Genomic DNA, 18,282 nt, shown 5'->3' on the forward strand with positions numbered 1-18,282 from the left:
CGCGGCCTCCCCCGCCAGCCCCGGCGGCCGCGGCCCCGGGCAGTGCGCGCTCACCGACGGCACGCTCACGGCCACGACGACCGTCAACGAGGAGCTGACCGACCGCTTCCGCTCGTACGCGGAGACGGGCGGGGCATGGACCGGCGGCGATAGCACGTTCTCGTTGCCTCGGCCCGGCGGCGCCACCGGGTGGTTCTTCTCGGACACCTTCCTCGGCACCGTGAACCCCGACGGCTCGCGCCCCGCGGACTCCCCGTTCGTGAACAACTCCGTGGTGCTCGAGGACCGCCGCGGCGGCATGACGACGGTGACCGGCGGAACGCCCGAGGCGCCCGCCGGCATCATCCCGCCCGAGCCCGACGGCCGCTGGTACTGGATCGGGGATCCGACGCCCGGCGCGCACGGCACGGTGCAGGTCCCGCTGCTGCAGTTCGAGCGGACGGGATCCGGGAGCTTCGACTTCCGCTGGACCGCCAACCGTCTGGCGATCCTCGACGGCGACAGCCTCCAGCTCGACACGATCGTCGACCGCCCCTCCGAGACGGGCATCAACTGGGGATCCTGGACGCTGGAGGAGGGTCCGACGACGTACATCTACGGGATCGCCGATCCCGGCGGCGTCCGCTCGGCCTATGTCGCCCGGGCGCAGGGACGGGACGGGATCGCGGGCGACTGGTCGTTCTGGGACGGATCCGGCTGGTCCGGCCAGGAGGTCGACGCCGTCCCGGTCGTCCCGTACGTCGCGAACGAGTTCAGCGTCGCGCGGTTCCGCGACGGCTACCTGCTCGTGACCCAGGACACCTCGGAGCTGTTCAGCACGCGCATCGTCGCCCGGACCTCCTGCTCTCCGACGGGGCCGTTCACCGACCCGGTCGAGCTGTACCGCACCCCGGAGACGGGGCTCGCCGGCAGCTACGGCGACGCGGACGTCTTCACGTACAACGCCCACGAGCACCCGAATCTGCGCACCGGGAACCGGATCCTCGTCACCTACAACGTCAACACCTTCGACAACGTCGGCGACGTGTACGACGACGCCTCGATCTACCGCCCGCGGTTCCTCGACGTGCGGCTGGACGTGCGCCGGTGAGCGAGGACCGCGCGCGGCTGGCGGATGCGGTCGCCGCCGGGACGCCGCTGACCTGGGTGCTGACCGGGGACTCGATCACGCACGGGCTGATCCACACCCGCGGGGCGCGAAACTACGTCGATCACCTGCACGAGCTCATCCGCGGCGACCTCGGCCGTGTGCAGGACGTCGTGATCAACACCGCCGTCACCGGGTGGCGCGCGGATCTGATCCTCGACGACTTCGCCCGCCGGGTCGCGGACTGGCACCCGGACGTGGTCACGCTGATGATCGGGACGAACGACTGCACGACCACGTGGCTGGATCCGGTCATCGAGGCGGCGGACTTCGCCGCGTCGATCGGCGAGTTCGTCCGGCGGGTCCGCGGGATCGGCGCCGTGCCCGTGCTCCAGACGCCGCCCTCGATCGACCTGCGGCACGCGCCGGACCGGGAGCGGATCGGGGACTTCGCCCAGGCGATCCGCGACGTGGCGTCCGACGCGGAGGTGATCCTCGTCGACCAGCACGCCGCGTTCACGGAGTTCTCGGCGGGCACCGGGCCGGGCAACGAGGGGATGCCCTGGGGCCTTCTCGACGACGCCTTCCACCCGAGCGCGGCCGGGCACGCCCTCCTCGCCCTGGGGATCGCGCGCACGCTGGGTCTGGAGCCCCGCGATTCCGCGGTGCTCACGGACCTCGCCGCCCGCGTCGCCGTCGCCCGCCACCCGCAGTGGCCGCCCGCATGACGGCCGGCGGCCACCGCGTCGCGTTCAGGCCGCGGGTGTCGGCTCGACGTCGAGGACCCAGGTGACGCCGAACCGATCCGTGAGCATGCCGAATCCGGGGGACCAGGCCGACGCGGCGAACGGCTCCACGACCGTCGCCCCCTCGGCGAGGCCCTTCCAGTAGCGCTCGGCCTCGACGGCGGAATCGGCGCGCACCGAGAGGAAGAAGGGACGATCGGTGATCGTCACCCCGTTCTCGCGACGCGTCGTCCCCGTGTCCGCGACGCCGTGACCCGGGACGTCGTACGCCATCACGCGGAAGCCCTCCGGGCTCTCGACGACCCCGAAGACGATGTCGTCGGCACCGGGCGCCTCGGCGGGCATCCCGAGATCGGCGTAGGTGGTGACGACGACGCGTCCGCCGAAGACGGCGCCGTAGAACTCGAGCGCCGCGCGGGCCGTGCCCGGGAGGTTCAGGTGAGTGGTGGTGCGGATCGCCATGGGGTGCTCCTGTCATCGTGTTCGCGCCGCACCGTGCGGCGCGGGATCAACCCTGCCGACCAAAGAGGACGAGGTCTGTCCTCTTCTCGGGGAGAATAGATCCATGGCCGGCAGCTCCGCGCGCATGCTCGCGCTCCTCTCCCTGCTGCAGGCCCCGCGCCGGTGGCCGGGAGCCGTCCTCGCCAACCGTCTGGGTGTGACCCCGCGCACGGTCCGGCGCGACGTGGATCGTCTGCGCGAGCTCGGCTACCGGATCGACGGCGACAAGGGACCCGACGGCGGGTATCGCCTTGCCGCCGGATCCGACCTTCCGCCGCTGCTGTTCGACGACGCCCAGGCGGTGGCGATCGCCGTCGCGCTGCGCCACGCCCCGGCAAGCGGCGTCGAGGTCGACGAAGGCGCGGCCCGCGCTCTGGCGACGGTGCGTCAGGTGATGCCGTCCCGTCTCCGTCATCGGGTGGACGGGATCCGCTTCGCCTCGTCGGGTGCGGACGTGCGCGTCGACCCGGCCGTGCTCGAGGCCGCGAGCGCGGCAGCGGCCGAACGGCGGGTGCTGCGGTTCGACTATTCCGGCGGGGATGAGACGCGACGGACGGAGCCCCACGCCGTCGTGGCACGCGGCGGCCGCTGGTATCTCGTGGCCTGGGACCTGGACAGGGACGATTGGCGGCTGTTCCGTCTCGACCGAATGCGTCCGCGCACGCCGACCGGCCCCGGCTTCACACCGCGCCGCCTCCCCGCGTCCGACGCCCAGACCTTCGTGGCGGCGCGGAGCAAGGGGGCCATGACGGAGGACCGCTGGCCGTGCACCGGCGTGGTGGTGGTCGATCGCCCGGCCCGCGACCTCGCCGCGTGGGTCGAGGACGACGATCTGGAGCAGCTCGCGGACGGCACCTGCCGGATCAGGATCGGATCGTGGTCGTGGACGGGCGTGCTCGCCGCGGTGGCGCGCTTCGACGCCCCCTTCACGATCGTGGCGCCCGACGCTCTTCGCCGGGCGGCGACGACGCTGGCCGAGCGGCTCTCGTCCGCCGTCGGCTGACCGCTGCGCCGCGCGGAATGCTCCGCCGGACGCGGACGGCCGTCCGGAGCCCGGGGTTCTCGCGCATCTCCTCGGTCTCGCGCCGGCCCGCGGCGGGGATCGCGCGCGGCACCCGCCGGTAGACTGGACGGGCCCCGCCTCCCTCTTCTCCAGGAGCCCGCGTGACCACGTCCGAAGCCCCCGTCCACGTCCCCGACTCCGTCGAGAACGCCCGCGCGACTCCCGAGAAGGAGCAGCCGTACGCGGCGCTCGGCCTCAAGGACGACGAGTACGCCCGGATCCGCGAGATCCTGGGCCGCCGCCCCACCTCCGGCGAGCTGGCGATGTACTCCGTGATGTGGTCGGAGCACTGCTCCTACAAGTCGTCGAAGAACTACCTGCGCCGGTTCGGGCAGAAGGTGTCCGACGAGATGCGCGAGCGCCTCATGGTGGGCATGGGCCAGAACGCGGGCGTCATCGACGTGGGCGAGGGCTGGGCCGTCACGTTCAAGGCGGAGTCGCACAACCACCCGTCCTTCATCGAGCCCTTCCAGGGGGCCGCGACCGGCGTCGGCGGCATCGTCCGCGACATCATCTCCATGGGGGCCCGCCCCGTGGCCGTCATGGACGCGCTCCGCTTCGGCGCGATCGACCACCCCGACACGGCCCGCGTCGTCCACGGCGTGACCAGCGGGATCAGCTTCTACGGCAACTGCCTGGGCCTTCCGAACATCGGCGGGGAGACGGTCTTCGACGCCGTCTACCAGGCCAACCCGCTCGTCAACGCGCTCGCGGTGGGCGTCCTCCGTCACGAGGACCTGAAGCTCGCGAACGCGACCGGCGTCGGCAACAAGGTCGTCCTGTTCGGCGCCCGCACCGGCGGGGACGGCATCGGCGGCGCCTCGATCCTCGCCTCGGACTCCTTCGACGACGGCGGGCCCACCAAGCGTCCCGCCGTGCAGGTCGGCGACCCGTTCGCCGAGAAGGTGCTCATCGAGTGCTGCCTGGAGCTCTACCGCGACGAGCTCGTCGAGGCGATCCAGGACCTCGGCGCCGCCGGGATCTCCTGCGCCACGAGCGAGCTCGCCGCCAACGGCAACAGCGGCATGCACGTGTCGCTGGACAACGTGCTGCTGCGCGACCCCACGCTCACGGCCGAGGAGATCCTCATGTCGGAGTCGCAGGAGCGCATGATGGCGATCGTCGCGCCGGAGAAGCTCGACGCCTTCCTCGCCGTCACCGGCAAGTGGGACGTCGAGACCTCGGTGCTCGGCGAGGTGACCGGCGACGGGCGCCTCGTGATCGACTGGAAGGGCGAGCGGATCGTGGACGTCGACCCGTCCACCGTCGCCGTCGACGGTCCGGTGTACGACCGCCCCGTCGCCTACCCGACCTGGATCGACGCCCTGCAGGCGGACGCCGCCGAGCTCCTGCCGCGCTCGAACGACCCGGAGGTCCTGCGCGAGCAGTTCCTCGCCCTCGTCGCCTCCCCGAACCTCGCCGACACCCGGTGGATCACCAACCAGTACGACTACTACGTGCTCGGCAACACGGCGCTCGCCTTCCCGGACGACGCGGGCATGATCCGGGTGGACGAGGAGTCCGGCCTCGGATTCGCGATCGCCACCGACGCGAACGGCCGCTACTGCCAGCTCGATCCGTACGCCGGCGCGCAGCTCGCGCTCGCCGAGGCGTACCGCAACGTCGCGGTCACCGGTGCGGTGCCGACCGCGATCACCGACTGCCTGAACTTCGGCTCCCCGGAGAACCCCGAGGTCATGTGGCAGTTCGGCCAGACCGTCGACGGGCTCGCGGACGGCTGCTACGAGCTGGGCACGCCCGTCACCGGCGGCAACGTCTCGTTCTACAACCAGACCGGCGACGTCCCCATCCACCCGACTCCGCTGGTCGGCGTGCTCGGCATCATCGACGACGTCTCCCGCCGGATCCCCTCGGGCTGGCAGGACGCGGGCCAGAACATCTACCTGCTCGGCACCACCTCGACCGAGCTGTCCGGCTCCGCCTGGGCGGAGACCGTGCACGACCACCTCGGCGGCACGCCGCCGAAGGTCGACCTCGCCGCCGAGAAGCGCCTCGCGGGTCTGCTGTCCGCCGCGCGCGACGAGTGGCTGGTGTCCAGCGCACACGATCTGTCCGAGGGCGGCCTCGCCCAGGCGCTGGCCGAGGGCGTCATGCGCTTCGGGGTCGGCGCCCGCGTCTGGCTGACCGAGCTCATGGAGCGCGACGGGGTGGACGCCGCGACCGCGCTGTTCTCCGAATCGACCGGCCGCGTGATCGTGACCGTGCCGCGCGAGGACGACGTGAAGTTCCGCGGGCTCTGCGAGGGGCGCGGCTACCCGGTGCTCCGCATCGGCGTGACCGACACGGAGCCGACGCTCGAGGTGCAGGACGTGTTCACCGTCTCCTCCGAGGAGCTGCGCCGGGTCTCCCAGTCCACGCTCCCCGCCGCCTTCGGCCCCACCGTCTCGGAGTCCGCCCCGGCCTGACCCGCCCCCTTCGCCGCAGCGTCCGCGCCGCGGCGTCCGTTGTCGCGGCGTCCGTTGTCGCGGCGTCCGTTGTCGCGGCGTCCGTTGTCGCGGCGTCCGTTGTCGAGTGGTCAGCTTTTGTGGGTTGAGCGCCGCTGAACCCACAGAAACTGACCACTCGACCGACGGACCGGGGGCGAGGCGCGGCGGATCGAGGCTAGGCGGGGGCGTGGGAGCCGGGGATCGCGGCGATGAGCTCGCGGGTGTAGTCGTGGGCGGGGGCACCGAGCACCTGCGCCGCCTCGCCGGACTCGACGACCCGGCCCTTCTGCATCACGACGATCTCGTCGGAGATCTGCCGGACCACCCCGAGGTCGTGCGAGATGAACAGATAGCTGAGGCCGAACTCGGCCTGCAGGTCCACGAGCAGCTGCAGGATCTGCTCCTGCACCGAGACGTCGAGCGCCGAGACCGGCTCGTCGAGGATCATCAGCTCCGGGCCGATCGCGAGCGCCCGCGCGATCGCCACGCGCTGCCGCTGACCGCCGGACAACTCCGCCGGACGACGCGCGGCGAGCGCGGGATCCAGCCGCACGCGCTCCAGCAGCTCGCGGACGAGGGCCCGCTGCGAGCCGCGATCGCCGACCCGGAACGCCCGCAGCGGCTCGGCGACGATCCGCTCCACCGACATGCGCGGATCCAGGGACCCGAACGGGTTCTGGTACACGACCTGCATCCGGCGCCGGAGCTGCCGCAGGGCCTCCCCGCGGATGCCCGTGATGTCCTCGCCGTCCAGCAGGATCGTCCCGGCATCAGGCACGACGAGCCGCGCCGCGATCCGGGCGCTGGTGGTCTTGCCCGATCCGGATTCGCCGACGATCGACAGGGTCCGCCCCCGGGGGACGACGAAGGAGACGTCGTCGGCGGCGAGGAAGGACCCGCCGCGGACGCCGTAGATCTTGTGCAGGCCGCGCACCTCGAGGATCCCGGCGGTCGCGTTCCCCGCCGACGCGTCGGGATCGCCCGCGGGGTCCGCCGTGGGCATGCGATCGCGGAACGACGCGAAGAGCGCCTCGTCCGCGCGGCCGCCCGTGCGCGGGGTCAGCCGGCCCTCCCGCAGCCCCGGCGCCGCGGCGACGAGCGCGCGCGTGTACTCGTGCGTCGGGGCGCCCAGCACGTCGGCAGTCGCGCCGCGCTCCACGATCTCGCCGCGGTACATGACGATGATCTCGTCGGCGCGGTCGGCGGCGACGGCCAGGTCGTGCGTGATCAGCACCACCGCTGTCCCGTGCTCCTGCACGAGCGCGTCGAGCTGGTCCAGGACGTGACGCTGGACGGTCACGTCCAGCGCGCTGGTCGGCTCGTCGGCGATCACGAGCTGCGGCCCGCACGCCCAGGCGATCCCGATGAGGGCCCGCTGCCGGAGCCCCCCGGACAGCTCGTGCGGATACTGCGTCGCCCGCAGCGCCGGGTCGGGGATCCCCACCTCGTCGAGGATCTCCACCGCCCGTGCGGCCGCCGCGGCGCGGGGCATCCGCCGGTGGATCCGCAGCGACTCGGCGATCTGCTCGCCCACCCGCATCAGCGGGTTGAGCGAGGAGCCGGGATCCTGCGGGACGAATCCGATCTGCGCGCCCCGCATCCTCCGCAGGGCGCGCTCGGGGAGGCGGACGAGGTCGTGCCCGGCGAAGCGGACGGCGCCGCCGGTGATCCGCCCGTTGTCCGGCAGGCGGCGGATGAGCGCCTGCGAGACGGTGGACTTCCCGGAGCCGGACTCGCCGACGAGGGCGACGACCTTCCCCGCCTCGACCGTGAAGGAGACGCCGTGCACGACCTCGGCCCAGCGGCCCCGCGTGCGGTACTCGACGCGGAGGTCCTCGACGCTCAGCAGCGGTGCGCTCATCGTTCGTCTCCGATTGCTCGTGCGATCCGGTTCACGGCCAGCACCACCGCGAGGATCACCAGACCCGGGATGATGCTCAGCCAGGGCTGGGTGGCGATGAAGTCGCGACCGGTCGAGGACAGGGCGCCCCACTCCGGCGCGGGCGGCGGCGCGCCGAAGCCCAGGAAGGTGAGCGCCGAGACGCCCAGGATCGCGGTGCCGAGCTCCAGCGCGGCGACGGCGATCACGGGACGGGCGGCGTTGGGCAGCACGTGCTGGAACACGACGGCGGGAAGCCGGGCGCCGAGGGTCCTCGCGGCTTCGACGTACTCCTCGTTGCGGACGCGGAGCACCTGGGCGCGCATCACGCGCGCGAAGCTGCCGGCGGCTCCCAGCCCGACGCCGAGCCCGATCGAGACCGGGCCGAAGCCGAGGGTCGCCACGACGATGAGGGCCAGGAGGATCCCCGGGATCGCGACGAGGACGTCCACGACCCGCATGACCGCGAAGTCGACGACGCCGCCGAGGAAGCCGGAGGCGAGTCCGACGAGTCCCCCGACCACCACGCCCACGGCGACCGCGAGCGCCGCGGACACGATCGACAGCGCCGCGCCGTGCACCACGCGCGAGTAGAGGTCGCGGCCGAGGTTGTCGGTGCCGAAGAGGTGCTCGGCGCTCGGCGGCAGCAGCCGCTCCTTGGGCACGGACAGGTACGGGTCGTGCGTCGCGAGCAGCGAGGGCGCGGCGATCGCGACCGCCACGACGAGCAGGACGAGAACGCTCAGCAGGAAGCCGGGCTGGCGGAGGAGCCTCATGCCGCCGCCTCCGCGGGGGCGGCCGGTCTGGCGGCGCCGCGCCCTCGGCCGGAACGCCGCGTCCGCGGGTCGATCACCCCGTACGCCAGGTCGACGACCAGGTTCACCGTCGCGTAGACCGCGGCGATGAGCAGCACGATCCCCTGGATCACCGTGATGTCCCTGGCCAGCACCGCGTTCACGGTCATCCGGCCGATCCCGTCACGGGAGAACACCGTCTCCACGACCGCCGTCCCCGCCGCGAGATACCCGATCGTGAGCCCGAGCATGGTGATCGACGGGAGCAGCGCATTGCGCAGCAGATGGGCCGTGAAGATCCGGCGCGGCGGGACGCCCTTCGCGACCGCGGTGAACACGTGCTGTCCCGCCTGCGCCTCGATGACGGCCGCGGAGAACACCTGGAACAGGATCGCGCCCACGGGCAGAGCGAGCGTGATGGCCGGCAGGATCGCGCTGCCCGCCTGCCGGGTGCCGGAGGAGGGGAGCCATCCCAGGCCGAACGAGAACACGCTGATGAGCAGGAGCCCGGTCAGGAAGGCGGGGATCGCGACGCCGAACGGCGGGATCTGCAGCAGGACGTTGCGCAGCCACCGCGTCGGGGCGAGGAAGGCGAGGAACGTGACGAGCACGGCGAGCACGATCGCGATGACCAGCGCCAGGACCGCGATCTCCACCGAATGCGGCAGGGTCCGGGCGATCATCGTCGCGACCGGCTGCCCGGTCGCGAGCGAGATCCCCAGGTCGCCCTGGAGGAGCATCCCGAGTCGGTGCCAGTACTGCTCCCACGGCGTCCCGGCGAGGCCGTAGCGCTCGCGCAGCCGCTCCAGGGTCTCCGGGTCGACGACCGTGTCGCCGCCGCTCTTGCTCGCCAGCGCGGCGAGCACGGGGTCCCCGGGCAGGAAGGTGATGAGGAGGAACACGACCGTGTACGTCGCCAGCACGACGAAGACGAACTGAGCCACCCTGGGGAGGATGTAGCCCATGATGCGCCGGCCACGGCCGGGTGGGATCGTCCCTGTCATCGTCCTTCCCTCCTGCCCGGGGCGGTCAGCGCTCGACCGTCGCGTCGTACAGGACGATCCGCGAGGAGGAGTCGAAAGCGACGCCGGTGACGCCCTTCTGCGCCGCGTGCACCTGCGCGACCTGCAGCAGCGGCACGAGGTACGCCTGGTCGAGGATCCGCGTCTGCGCCTGCCCGAGCAGGTCCGCGCGGGCCGCAGGGTCGGAGGTCTCGGCCTGCGTCGCGAGCTCGGCGTCGAGCTCCGGGTCGGCGACGACGGCCCAGCGGGCGGCGGACTCCGCGGAGAACATGACGCGCAGCACGTCCGGATCGGTACGGGTCAGGCCCGCGCCGAGGAAGTCGTAGTCCCGCGACGAGACCGCGCCGAAGAAGTCGCCGGAGGTGACCATGGCGATCTGCAGATCGATCCCGGCCTTGGCGAGCTGGGCCTGTGCGGCCTCCAGCACGTCCTGGCCGTAGAACGCGGTGACGGTCATGCGCAGGGGCGTGCCGTCCTTCTCCCGGACCCCGTCGGCTCCGGCCTTCCAGCCGGCGTCGTCGAGGAGCTTCTTCGCCGCGTCGAGGTCCGTCTTCAGCGCGTCGGCCTGGTCGAGGAACGACGGCGTCGCGCTGCTGAGCACGCCGGTGGCCGGGTCGACGTGGCCGGATCCGGTGAGCTCGGAGATCTCCGCGCGGTCGGTCGCCAGGATCATCGCCCGGCGGACGGCCGGGTCGGACACGACGGGGCGCTCGGTGTTGGGGACCAGGGAGTGGGGGACGCCCGGATTGGCCCGCGCGAAGATCTGGAACTCCTCGGTGCCGAAGCGCGCCTCGTCGGCGGCGGGGAGGTCGAGGATCATGTCGAACTCGCCGGTCTGGAGGCCGCCGGTGCGCACGCCGGGCTCCGGCGTGACGGCGAACGTGACGGTCTTGACCGCGGCGTCGCCCTCGTGCTCGCGCAGCTCCGAGGCCCAGCCGTAGCCCTCCCGCGCCGTGAGCACCACGGAGTCGTTCGACGTGTAGGTGTCGAGCACGAACGGACCGGATCCCACGGGCGACTGACAGCGCTCCTCGGCGCTGAGCGCGGCCGACGCGTCCGAGAGCAGGCCGAGGGTGATCGTGCTCGCGCCCTGCAGGAACTGCGCGTTCGGCTCGGCGAACGTGACGCGCACGGTGGCGTCGTCGACGATCTCGGTGCCCTGGTAGCCGGCCAGGTACTGGGAGGCGAGCGCCGCGGTGGTGCCGAGCGCGGCGAGGGCGTCGAAGTTCGCCTTGACCGTCTCCGGGGTGAGCGCGGAGCCGTCGCTGAAGGTGACGTCGTCGCGGAGGGTGAACGTGAACGCGGTGAGCGTGTCGTCCGCCTCGTAGGACTCGGCCAGCCACGGCACGATCTCGCCGGTCTCGGGGTCCTGGTCCACGAGCGAGTCGACGAGCTGCCGGCCGATGTTGAGCGCGGTCGTGAGCGTCACCTGCTGCGGATCCAGGCAGACCGGATCGTCCTGCACGGCGATGTACAGCTCGTCCGAGGCCGAGCCGCCTCCCCCGCCTCCGCCGGCGGCGCACCCCGCGAGGAGTCCGGCGCCGACGACGGTGGCCCCGAGGGCCGCGGCCCAGCGCGAGGCGGTGAGTCTTCCTGAAGTGTTCACGTTTGTCCCTCTCGGAGTCGGGCGGGGCTCAGGCCGCGCCGGTCTGGACGCTGGTCGGAAGGGCGCCGTGCACGAGGCGGCCCCGTGACACGACGGCGACGATGTTCTCGACGCGGAGGTCCTCGATGTCCTCCCACGGCCGGCCGCGGAGCACGACGAGGTCGGCCGCGCGGCCGGGGGCGAGCGAGCCGATCCGGTCCCCCATGCGGACCACGTCGGCGGCGTCGGAGGTCGCGGAGACGAGGGCGCGTTCGGCCGTCCAGCCGAACATCCGCGCCATCAGTCGCACCTCCTCCATCTGGTCGCCGAACTGCACGAACACGCCGTTCGCATCCGTGCCGAGGACGAAGCGGATCCCCGCGCGTCCCGCGTCGCCGAACAGCGAGTCGCGGTAGGCGACGACGTCCTTGGCCTTCGCCTGCGCCTCCTCGCCCACGTTCACGCGGCCGTCGGCGATGGCGTCGTTGATGAGCAGGGTGGGGGCGATGGAGACGTTCCGCTCGATGAGACGGTCCCACTGGTCCCGCTCCAGCCCCGTGCCGTGCTCGATCGAGTCCGCGCCGACGGCGAGGGCGATCTCGTTGCCCTCGGCGGAGTGGCTGTGCGCCGCGACCGGCATCCCCAGGGCGTGCGCCTCGTCGATCGTCGTCCGGATCTCGTCGAGGGTCTGGTTGCGCCAGCCCACCTTGTCGCCCATCGAGAGCACGCCGCCGCTCGTGAAGATCTTGATGCCGTCCGCGCCGAGGCGGGCGTACTCGCGGACGAGCTTGCGGCACTCGTCCGGGCTGTCGGCGACCCGGCCGCGGTGCGGGTAGTGGGGAGGGATGAAGAGGTCGCCGTGGCCGGCCGTCATGCCCACGGCTCCGTGGACGAGGATCCGCGGACCCGGCTGGATCCCCTCGTCGAACGCCCGCTTCACCGCGAGCTGCCGCTCGTCCCCGGACAGGTCCCGCAGCGTGGTGACGCCGCCGCGCGCCGCCTTCTGCGCATTGTGGGCGATGTGGAAGACCTGCTCCTCCCACGGCGTGATGAGGGGCCAGGACGACCAGTCCGCGTGACCGGTCCCGGAGTAGGCGCCCAGGTGCACGTGCGTGTCGATGAGTCCCGGGATGACGCACAGGTCGTCGTGCGCGGGCTCGTCGTCCGCGACCGTCTCGATGCGGTCGCCCGACCACTCGATGCGGCTGGCTCCGCGGAAGGCGACGCCGTCCCAGAGCGGGACGCCGCGGATGGACTCCTGAGTCGATGGCACTGCTCACTCCTCTGTGCGGGTGGCCCGACGCTAGCAGATTCCGCGACACTTGTTGAGAGGTTCTGCTTGATTTGCCGGAACTTGTTGACTTGTTGTGACGAACACCGCCATCTAGGCTGTCCGAGCGGGGAAGGACGGCATGACCAAAGGCGCGATCGGTTCCTGGAGCGAGCGGAAGCCGCGCGCTCCCCTCAACGACGACGAGCGCATCCTCAGCGGCGTGCTCCGGCACGTGCGGGAGTCCGCCGAGGCGGATGCGCCCCTGCCGGGCGAGCACCGGCTCGCGGAGCTGCTGGGGTGCACCCGGCAGCAGATCCGGCACGCGCTGACCCAGCTGGAGAGCCAGGGGATCGTGATCCGCCGTCAGGGGGCGTCGACGATGGTCGATCCGCTCGCCCTGCGGCTCAGCGCCCGCTTCGACGCACGCGTCGAGTACGGAGACGTACTCGCACGGATGGGATACACGCCGTCCGTCGAGGTCATCTCCGCGTCGTTCGAGCCCATGCCCGAGGACATCGCGCCTCTGCTGACCCCGGACGTCGAGCCGGTCACCGCGCGGATCGTGCTGCGCTGGTTCGCGGACGAGCGACCCGCGATGATCGGCACGTACACGGTCCCGTTCCCCGCCGGCACGGAGCGGCCGTTCATCGATCCGACCCGCTCGGTGTTCGAGATCGCCAACGACCTGTGGTCCGAGGCGATCGCCTGGGAGGTCGTGACCGCCGGCGTCACCGCGCTCTCGGAGGAGCAGGCCCCGCTGCTGGAGCAGCCCGTCGGCGGTGTGGCGAAGATGTGGCAGATCGTGGGGGTGACCCTCAGCGGCAAGCGGATCTATCACGCGCACGAGGTGCACCACCCCGACCTCGTGACCTATTCGTTCGTCCGCACGGTCAAGGAGCCCTGGAACGTCACCTGGCGCTGACCCCCTCCCTCACCCCGCGCTCCTTTCGTCGAGTGGTCAGTTTTTGTGGGTTGAGCGCCCCTGAACCCACAAAAACTGACCACTCGACGGGGGCGGGGGATGTGCATCGGGAGCGGGGATCACGTACGCTCGCGCTAGCGGATCCCGGGACGGACGGCGCGACCGTCGAGCCCGGGGGACGCACGGCGAAGGACGAGGACGGGAGCCCGGTGAGCGACATCGACGAGGAGTACGGCGGCTTCGGCGAGCGCCGCAACCGCCGGATCCGGGTCGTCGCCTGGGTGACGATCGTGTCCCTCATCCTCGTCGGCGGCGGCGCCACCACCCTCGCGGTCCTCTTCGGCTGACGCACTCGACCGGGGCCGTCGCCCGCGTCAGAGCTCAGAACGAAGGCGCGATGGAGAACGTCGAGTAGTAGCCGTGAGCGAGGTTGCCGCCGGTCTGGTCGGAGAAGACCTCGACTCCGACCCACCCGCGCCACGCATTGTCGTCATCGATGATCTGCAGCAGGGGCTTCGTATGCGAGTTCCCCGAGTAGCAGGTCTCGCCCCGCCCGTCGGCGAGGCACTGACACCAGTGTTCCCAGGTGTCGCGGCGATCGGTCGTGCCGACGCGCGTCACGAAGTAGTTGATCGCCGTAGACGGCGACGAGGCGCACGCGCACGCGGTCGACGAGACCTGGCGATGCGTCAGGCACCAGGTCGCCGTGCTGCAGACGTCGTACAGCGAGGTGTCGAAGACCTGGTTGAAGGAGCGGAGCCCGCCGTCGTTCCAGGTCGTTCCGCGGTAGGGCAGACTCCGTCCGGATGACGCGATCGTCTGCATCGCCCGCCTGCTCTGGAACGTGGCGTTGCTTCCGTACGCCACGCCCTGGGTCGAGGAGCTGGAGTCCCGCCACGTGAGCCGGGCGAGCGCGCCGTCCGACGTCGTCGCGACGGTCCATTCCTCCCACTCCCCGTGCGACCAGTCGATCCGGATCCAGTCCCCGTGGTTCACGAACGTGCCGGTCCACGACTCCGTCGGCGCCCCGGTGAACCCCGGTGCCGTGCGCACCTCGCACGTGGGCACGTCGGTACAGCCCGCCGAGATGGTCCCCGTCCCCGCGCGCGGCGCCGGGTCAGCCTGGCTCCAGGAGTAGAGGCTCGCGGTGACCGCCCCCTGCGACCCGGTGAACGAGTAGCTGCCCAAGCGCACCCGGACGTCGCTCACGGGCACGCCGCCGGATCCGAGGTTCCCGACGGAGACGACGAACCGAGACTTCCCCCCGGGGTTCGTGGTCGGGGCACCGACGGGGACCCCTGCCGCCGCGAACGCCACGGCGTCGGCGGCGGTCGCGGGCCGGCCCGCGACGGGGGACAGCAGCATGGTCAGCGCCAGGCCGGCGCAGAGCGCGAGACGCAGCGCCACCGCGGGGATCGTCATCGAGTCCTCTCCTCCCTCGCGGCGGGGGCGACGCGTCGCCGCCCCCGCCGAGGCCCTCACGGGACGACCACCAGTTTCACCGCGGGCGACGAGCCGGCCGGGGTGACCGCGACGACGTCGGCACGTCCCGGCCGCACGTCCTCGGGCACCCGCACGGACGCCCGGAGGCTGCCGTCCTCGGAGACCGTGGCCTCACCGGGGGCGAGGTCCCCGCGACGCAGTTGCAGGGACACGGTGTCCCCGGGCGTGAATCCGGCGCCCGTCACCTCCACGACGGAGCCGCGGCGCGCCTGGCTGCGGTCCACCGAGATCGTCGGCGGGTGCTGCGCCGACGCCGGCGCCGCGTACGCTCCGGTGGCGGAGGCGTTCCAGGCGGAGTCCTTCGCCCGGTACTCCAGGGTCGCGCCGTAGGGGACGACGACGCGCGCGGGCGAGGCGCTCGTCCGCCACTCGCCTCCGTCGATGCGGAACTGGACCACCGGATCGGGGTCGACGGCGTCGGCGGCCGAGACGAGGACGACCGCGCCGTCCGGCGACTGCTCTCCCGCCACGACAGCGGGCTCGGGGGCGACGACGTCGTCGGGCAGGTCGTAGGAGACGAGCCGGGTGTGCTCGGCGATCACGTAGAGGTCGCCCGCGGTGTCCTGTGTGAGCTCCAGCACCTCGTCGACGCCGTCGTCCCGCCCGCTGCCCGTGCCCAGCAGGACCGTGGTCTCCTCCGTGACCGGGTCGAGGACGAGCAGGCGATTGGCCAGCGACGCGAAGAGGCGGCCGTGGTCGAAGAGGATCCGGTCGTTGTCGCCGAAGCGGTCGATCGCCGCCTCGTCGTCGATCGGGATCGTCCGCGTCACCGTCCGCGTCTCCGGGTCGACCTCGATGATCCGGCGCCCGTCGACGGTCGCCCAGATCATCCCGTCCTCGGCGACGGCCACGCCGGCGACATAGGTCGCGTCGGGTACGGGGATGCTCCATCGCGTCGTCGCCGTCGCCGGGTCCCAGGCGAACAGCACCGGTTCTGCGGCCACCGGGTCGATGCCGTAGCCGCCGTGGATCGAGGTGCCTCCGTACACGATCCCGTCGTGCAGGGCGATCGACGACGGCGTCTGGTCGGGGACGACGCCTCGATGAACCGTGAAGGTCGCGTCCTCGGGCCGCCAGAGGGTCAGCGCTCCCCCGTGCTCGCCCGGCTTCGGGACGGAGGCGACGACGACGGTGTCCTCGTCCAGCTGGACGAAGCCCTGCGGGCGGCTCTGTCCCTCGCCGAGCTCGAGCGGCGCCGCCGGGTTGGTCCCGTACGCCCAGGAGCGGCTCGGATCGTAGACGTACAGGGATCCCTGCGGGTAGCGGCCGAAGACCACCTTGCCGTTGAACGTCCCGTACCCCTCGACCTGACTCGTCCCCGCGAGCAGCGTGGTCTGGCCGGTCGTCGAGTCGTAGCGCCCCATCCCCGGAGGGCTGAGGAAGGCCCCGGAGTAGACGCCGCCGCGGTCGTCGTGGCCGAGGCTGATCAGCGGGGCGGCCGCTCCGAGCAGCGGAGGCGAGAGGTAGTAGCCCTTTCCTCCCGTGACGCTGAAGCCGTACGTCCGGCCCCCGTTCCAATAGGTCATCACCAGGAGCGGATCCGCGGAGGTGATGGGCAACCAGGCCCAGGACTCGGGTGTCGCGTTGGGGCGGGCGTTGATCGGCGTGATCGCACCGGTGACGAGGTCGTAGCTGTGGATCTGTCCGTTGATCCGGGCGTAGACGAGATCGGGGTCGTGCGGGTCGACCGGCGACACGCGGTTGTCCGCGCCGGTGATGGCGTCCACCCACTCGCCGCGGGCGAGGTCGCGCACGTGGATGGTGGTGCCGGTGCTGACGAACATCAGATCCCGGCGGACGTCCAGCGCGCTGATGGCGGTCTCGTGGTGACCGTCCGGCATGGCGATCTCCGTGTACGCACCGCTGACGCGGTCGAACGCCGCCAGCCGCCCGTTCGGCTGCGTGCCGATGTAGACCGTGTCCCCGACGGCGGCGATGGAGTCCACGTACTGCTCGCCCGGCAGAGCCTGTCCGTGATCCGCGAGCGCGTTCGTGACCGGGTCGAACGAGTAGAGCTTCCCGGAGGGGTACGCGCCGACCCACACGGTGCCGTCCTGCCCGACGTCCATTCCCCACGCGAGCTCGCCCGACGGCAGCGCCGTCAGATGCTCGACGGCATCGGCGCCCGGTCGGTAACGGTAGAGGTGGCCGACGTCCGAGGTCCCGATGTAGACCGCGCCGTCGACCGGGGACTGCGCGATCGCGCGCTGGCTGCTCGCGCCCTCGTCGATCCGGGTCTGCAGCAGGGGCTGGCCGGAACGGAGGTCGATCACCGAGACCTCCGCGGTCACGTTCGGATTCCCCGACACGACGTAGACGCCGATCGGCGTCCCGTCCGGCGCCGTGGTCGTCAGCGAGGCGAGCACCTGGGACTTCTGCACCTGCTCGCCGAGGTCGGTCACCGGATCGCCGGGAGCCGCCGCCTCCGCGGTGCGAGGGGTGAGGGCGAGCGCCGGCGCAGCGGCTCCCGCCATGGCGAGGGCGACGAGGAACGCGCCCGCCGCGATGAGGCGTGGTCGATGAGGATGCATGCCGTCTCCCTTGACGTCACAGATTCGTATTTGCACATCGGATTTGCTGAATGAACGGGCGATCCCAGAGCTTTGCCGCCCGATGCTGCCCCTATTAACACATGAAGATGTGGAAATGGCAAGCGAATGTCAGGGGGACCTGTGCCGCGGGGGCGTCGGCGCGTAGCGTGGGCACGGACACCATGACGGAGGCGCCATGACCATCCAGCCGATCGACGTCGCCCGTGACGCGAACCTCGAGGGGTTCGTGATCGGGTCGCCCGTGAGCATCATCCGGGAGTACGTCACCACGCCCGGCACGGGGCCGTGGCTGCACCGCCATCCCTATGCCGAGACCTTCGTCATCCATCGCGGCCGGGCGCTGTTCACCGTGGGCGACGAGCGCGTCGTCGGCGTCGGGGGCCAGATCCTGGTCGTCCCGGCCCTCGTCGCGCATCGCTTCGAGGTGCTCGACGGCGGGACCTACGAGGCCACCCACGTGCACGCGAACGACCGCTTCGTCACCGAGTGGCTCGAATAGGGGCGGCTGATCGCCTCTCGTCGGCGCCGGTGTCGGCGCCGGGGAGGATGCTGGACGGATGGAGAGTCACGACCCCGACCGCGCACGGCTCACCCTGGAGGGGATCCGCGCGGAGGCCGCGGGCCGCGTGGCGGCGGCCGAGGCCGCGCTGGCGGCGCTCATGCACGACCGGGAGAGCGCGAACGACGACGACGAGCACGATCCCGACGGCGTCACGCTGTCCGCCGAGTGGTCACGCCTCTCCGGCCTCGCCGATGCGGCGCGCGCGGAGCTCCGCCAGGTCGACGACGCGCTGGCCCGCACGGCGGCGGGCGTCTACGGCGTGTGCGTCGACTGCGGACGCCCGATCCCGCCCGCACGCCTCGCGATCCGGCCGTTCGCGGAGCGGTGCGTGCCGTGCGCCGAGAAG

The 18,282-nt window shown here is 72.0% G+C and carries 16 protein-coding genes; 8 read left to right on the plus strand and 8 right to left on the minus strand.

All coding sequences use genetic code 11. The features are described 5' to 3' along the window. Together MR1_RS15120 and MR1_RS15125 are read left to right on the plus strand one after the other, a co-directional pair. Positions 1–1,090: DUF4185 domain-containing protein (locus MR1_RS15120; RefSeq protein WP_067248689.1), on the plus strand; the 1,090-nt coding region annotated here is incomplete at its 5' end. Beyond that, the gene (locus MR1_RS15125; protein WP_067248692.1) at positions 1,087–1,815 is read left to right on the plus strand and encodes an SGNH/GDSL hydrolase family protein; all 729 of its coding nucleotides are present in this window, start codon (positions 1,087–1,089) and stop codon (positions 1,813–1,815) included. The genes MR1_RS15120 and MR1_RS15125, both read left to right, overlap by 4 nt. 24 nt (positions 1,816–1,839) lie before the next feature. On the opposite strand, the gene MR1_RS15130 is transcribed toward MR1_RS15125, so the two are convergent. Next, positions 1,840–2,295: a VOC family protein gene (locus MR1_RS15130; protein ID WP_067248695.1), complete on the minus strand. Its 456-nt coding sequence runs from the start codon at positions 2,293–2,295 to the stop codon at positions 1,840–1,842. Positions 2,296–2,398: 103 nt separating this feature from the next. Between MR1_RS15130 and MR1_RS15135 the strand changes: the two genes are divergently transcribed. Continuing rightward, positions 2,399–3,337 carry a helix-turn-helix transcriptional regulator gene (locus MR1_RS15135; RefSeq protein WP_067248699.1) on the plus strand — a complete coding sequence of 313 codons (939 nt, stop codon included), beginning with the start codon at positions 2,399–2,401 and terminating at the stop codon, positions 3,335–3,337. A 161-nt stretch (positions 3,338–3,498) separates the two neighbouring features. Continuing rightward, on the plus strand, positions 3,499–5,823 hold the full coding sequence (gene purL / locus MR1_RS15140; RefSeq protein ID WP_067248702.1) for a phosphoribosylformylglycinamidine synthase subunit PurL: 2,325 nt from the start codon (positions 3,499–3,501) through the stop codon (positions 5,821–5,823). A gap of 196 nt (positions 5,824–6,019) precedes the next feature. On the opposite strand, the gene MR1_RS15145 is transcribed toward purL, so the two are convergent. The 5 genes from MR1_RS15145 to MR1_RS15165 are packed head-to-tail and all read right to left on the minus strand — an operon-like array spanning position 6,020 to position 12,397. Then, a complete protein-coding gene (locus MR1_RS15145) occupies positions 6,020–7,705 on the minus strand; it encodes a dipeptide ABC transporter ATP-binding protein (RefSeq protein ID WP_067248705.1) in 1,686 nt (561 codons plus the stop codon). Further along, positions 7,702–8,499 (minus strand): ABC transporter permease, encoded by a 798-nt coding sequence (locus MR1_RS15150; RefSeq protein ID WP_067248709.1) that lies wholly within the window; start codon positions 8,497–8,499, stop codon positions 7,702–7,704. The genes MR1_RS15145 and MR1_RS15150 overlap by 4 nt, the downstream gene beginning before the upstream one ends. Then, positions 8,496–9,521: an ABC transporter permease gene (locus MR1_RS15155; protein ID WP_157518273.1), complete on the minus strand. Its 1,026-nt coding sequence runs from the start codon at positions 9,519–9,521 to the stop codon at positions 8,496–8,498. The genes MR1_RS15150 and MR1_RS15155 overlap by 4 nt, the downstream gene beginning before the upstream one ends. Positions 9,522–9,546: 25 nt before the next feature. Then, entirely contained in the window at positions 9,547–11,145 is a 1,599-nt protein-coding gene (locus tag MR1_RS15160; RefSeq protein ID WP_067248715.1) for an ABC transporter substrate-binding protein, read from the minus strand. Positions 11,146–11,173: 28 nt separating this feature from the next. Continuing rightward, positions 11,174–12,397, minus strand: coding sequence for a metal-dependent hydrolase family protein (locus MR1_RS15165; protein WP_067248719.1), 1,224 nt, complete (start codon positions 12,395–12,397; stop codon positions 11,174–11,176). Positions 12,398–12,536: 139 nt separating this feature from the next. Here MR1_RS15165 and MR1_RS15170 point away from each other — a divergent pair, with 139 nt between their 5' ends. Beyond that, positions 12,537–13,319, plus strand: a complete 783-nt coding sequence (locus tag MR1_RS15170; RefSeq protein WP_067248722.1) for a GntR family transcriptional regulator — start codon at positions 12,537–12,539, stop codon at positions 13,317–13,319. Positions 13,320–13,528: 209 nt separating this feature from the next. After that, on the plus strand, positions 13,529–13,666 hold the full coding sequence (locus tag MR1_RS20190) for a hypothetical protein (RefSeq protein ID WP_169797703.1): 138 nt from the start codon (positions 13,529–13,531) through the stop codon (positions 13,664–13,666). Between the two features lie 34 nt (positions 13,667–13,700). Here MR1_RS20190 and MR1_RS15180 read toward each other — a convergent pair whose 3' ends face one another. Together MR1_RS15180 and MR1_RS15185 are read right to left on the minus strand one after the other, a co-directional pair. Further along, positions 13,701–14,741: a hypothetical protein gene (locus tag MR1_RS15180; RefSeq protein WP_067248728.1), complete on the minus strand. Its 1,041-nt coding sequence runs from the start codon at positions 14,739–14,741 to the stop codon at positions 13,701–13,703. 56 nt (positions 14,742–14,797) lie between these two features. Then, positions 14,798–17,353, minus strand: a complete 2,556-nt coding sequence (locus MR1_RS15185; protein ID WP_067248731.1) for an NHL repeat-containing protein — start codon at positions 17,351–17,353, stop codon at positions 14,798–14,800. A 196-nt stretch (positions 17,354–17,549) separates the two neighbouring features. On the opposite strand from MR1_RS15185, the gene MR1_RS15190 reads away from it, so the two are divergent. Together MR1_RS15190 and MR1_RS15195 are read left to right on the plus strand one after the other, a co-directional pair. Continuing rightward, positions 17,550–17,873, plus strand: a complete 324-nt coding sequence (locus MR1_RS15190; protein WP_067248736.1) for a cupin domain-containing protein — start codon at positions 17,550–17,552, stop codon at positions 17,871–17,873. A gap of 58 nt (positions 17,874–17,931) precedes the next feature. Further along, positions 17,932–18,282, plus strand: a 351-nt coding sequence (locus tag MR1_RS15195) for a TraR/DksA family transcriptional regulator (protein WP_067248740.1), incomplete at its 3' end; no start/stop codon positions are given.

Source organism: Microbacterium resistens NBRC 103078 (assembly GCF_001552355.1).
Lineage (GTDB): Bacteria > Actinomycetota > Actinomycetes > Actinomycetales > Microbacteriaceae > Microbacterium > Microbacterium resistens.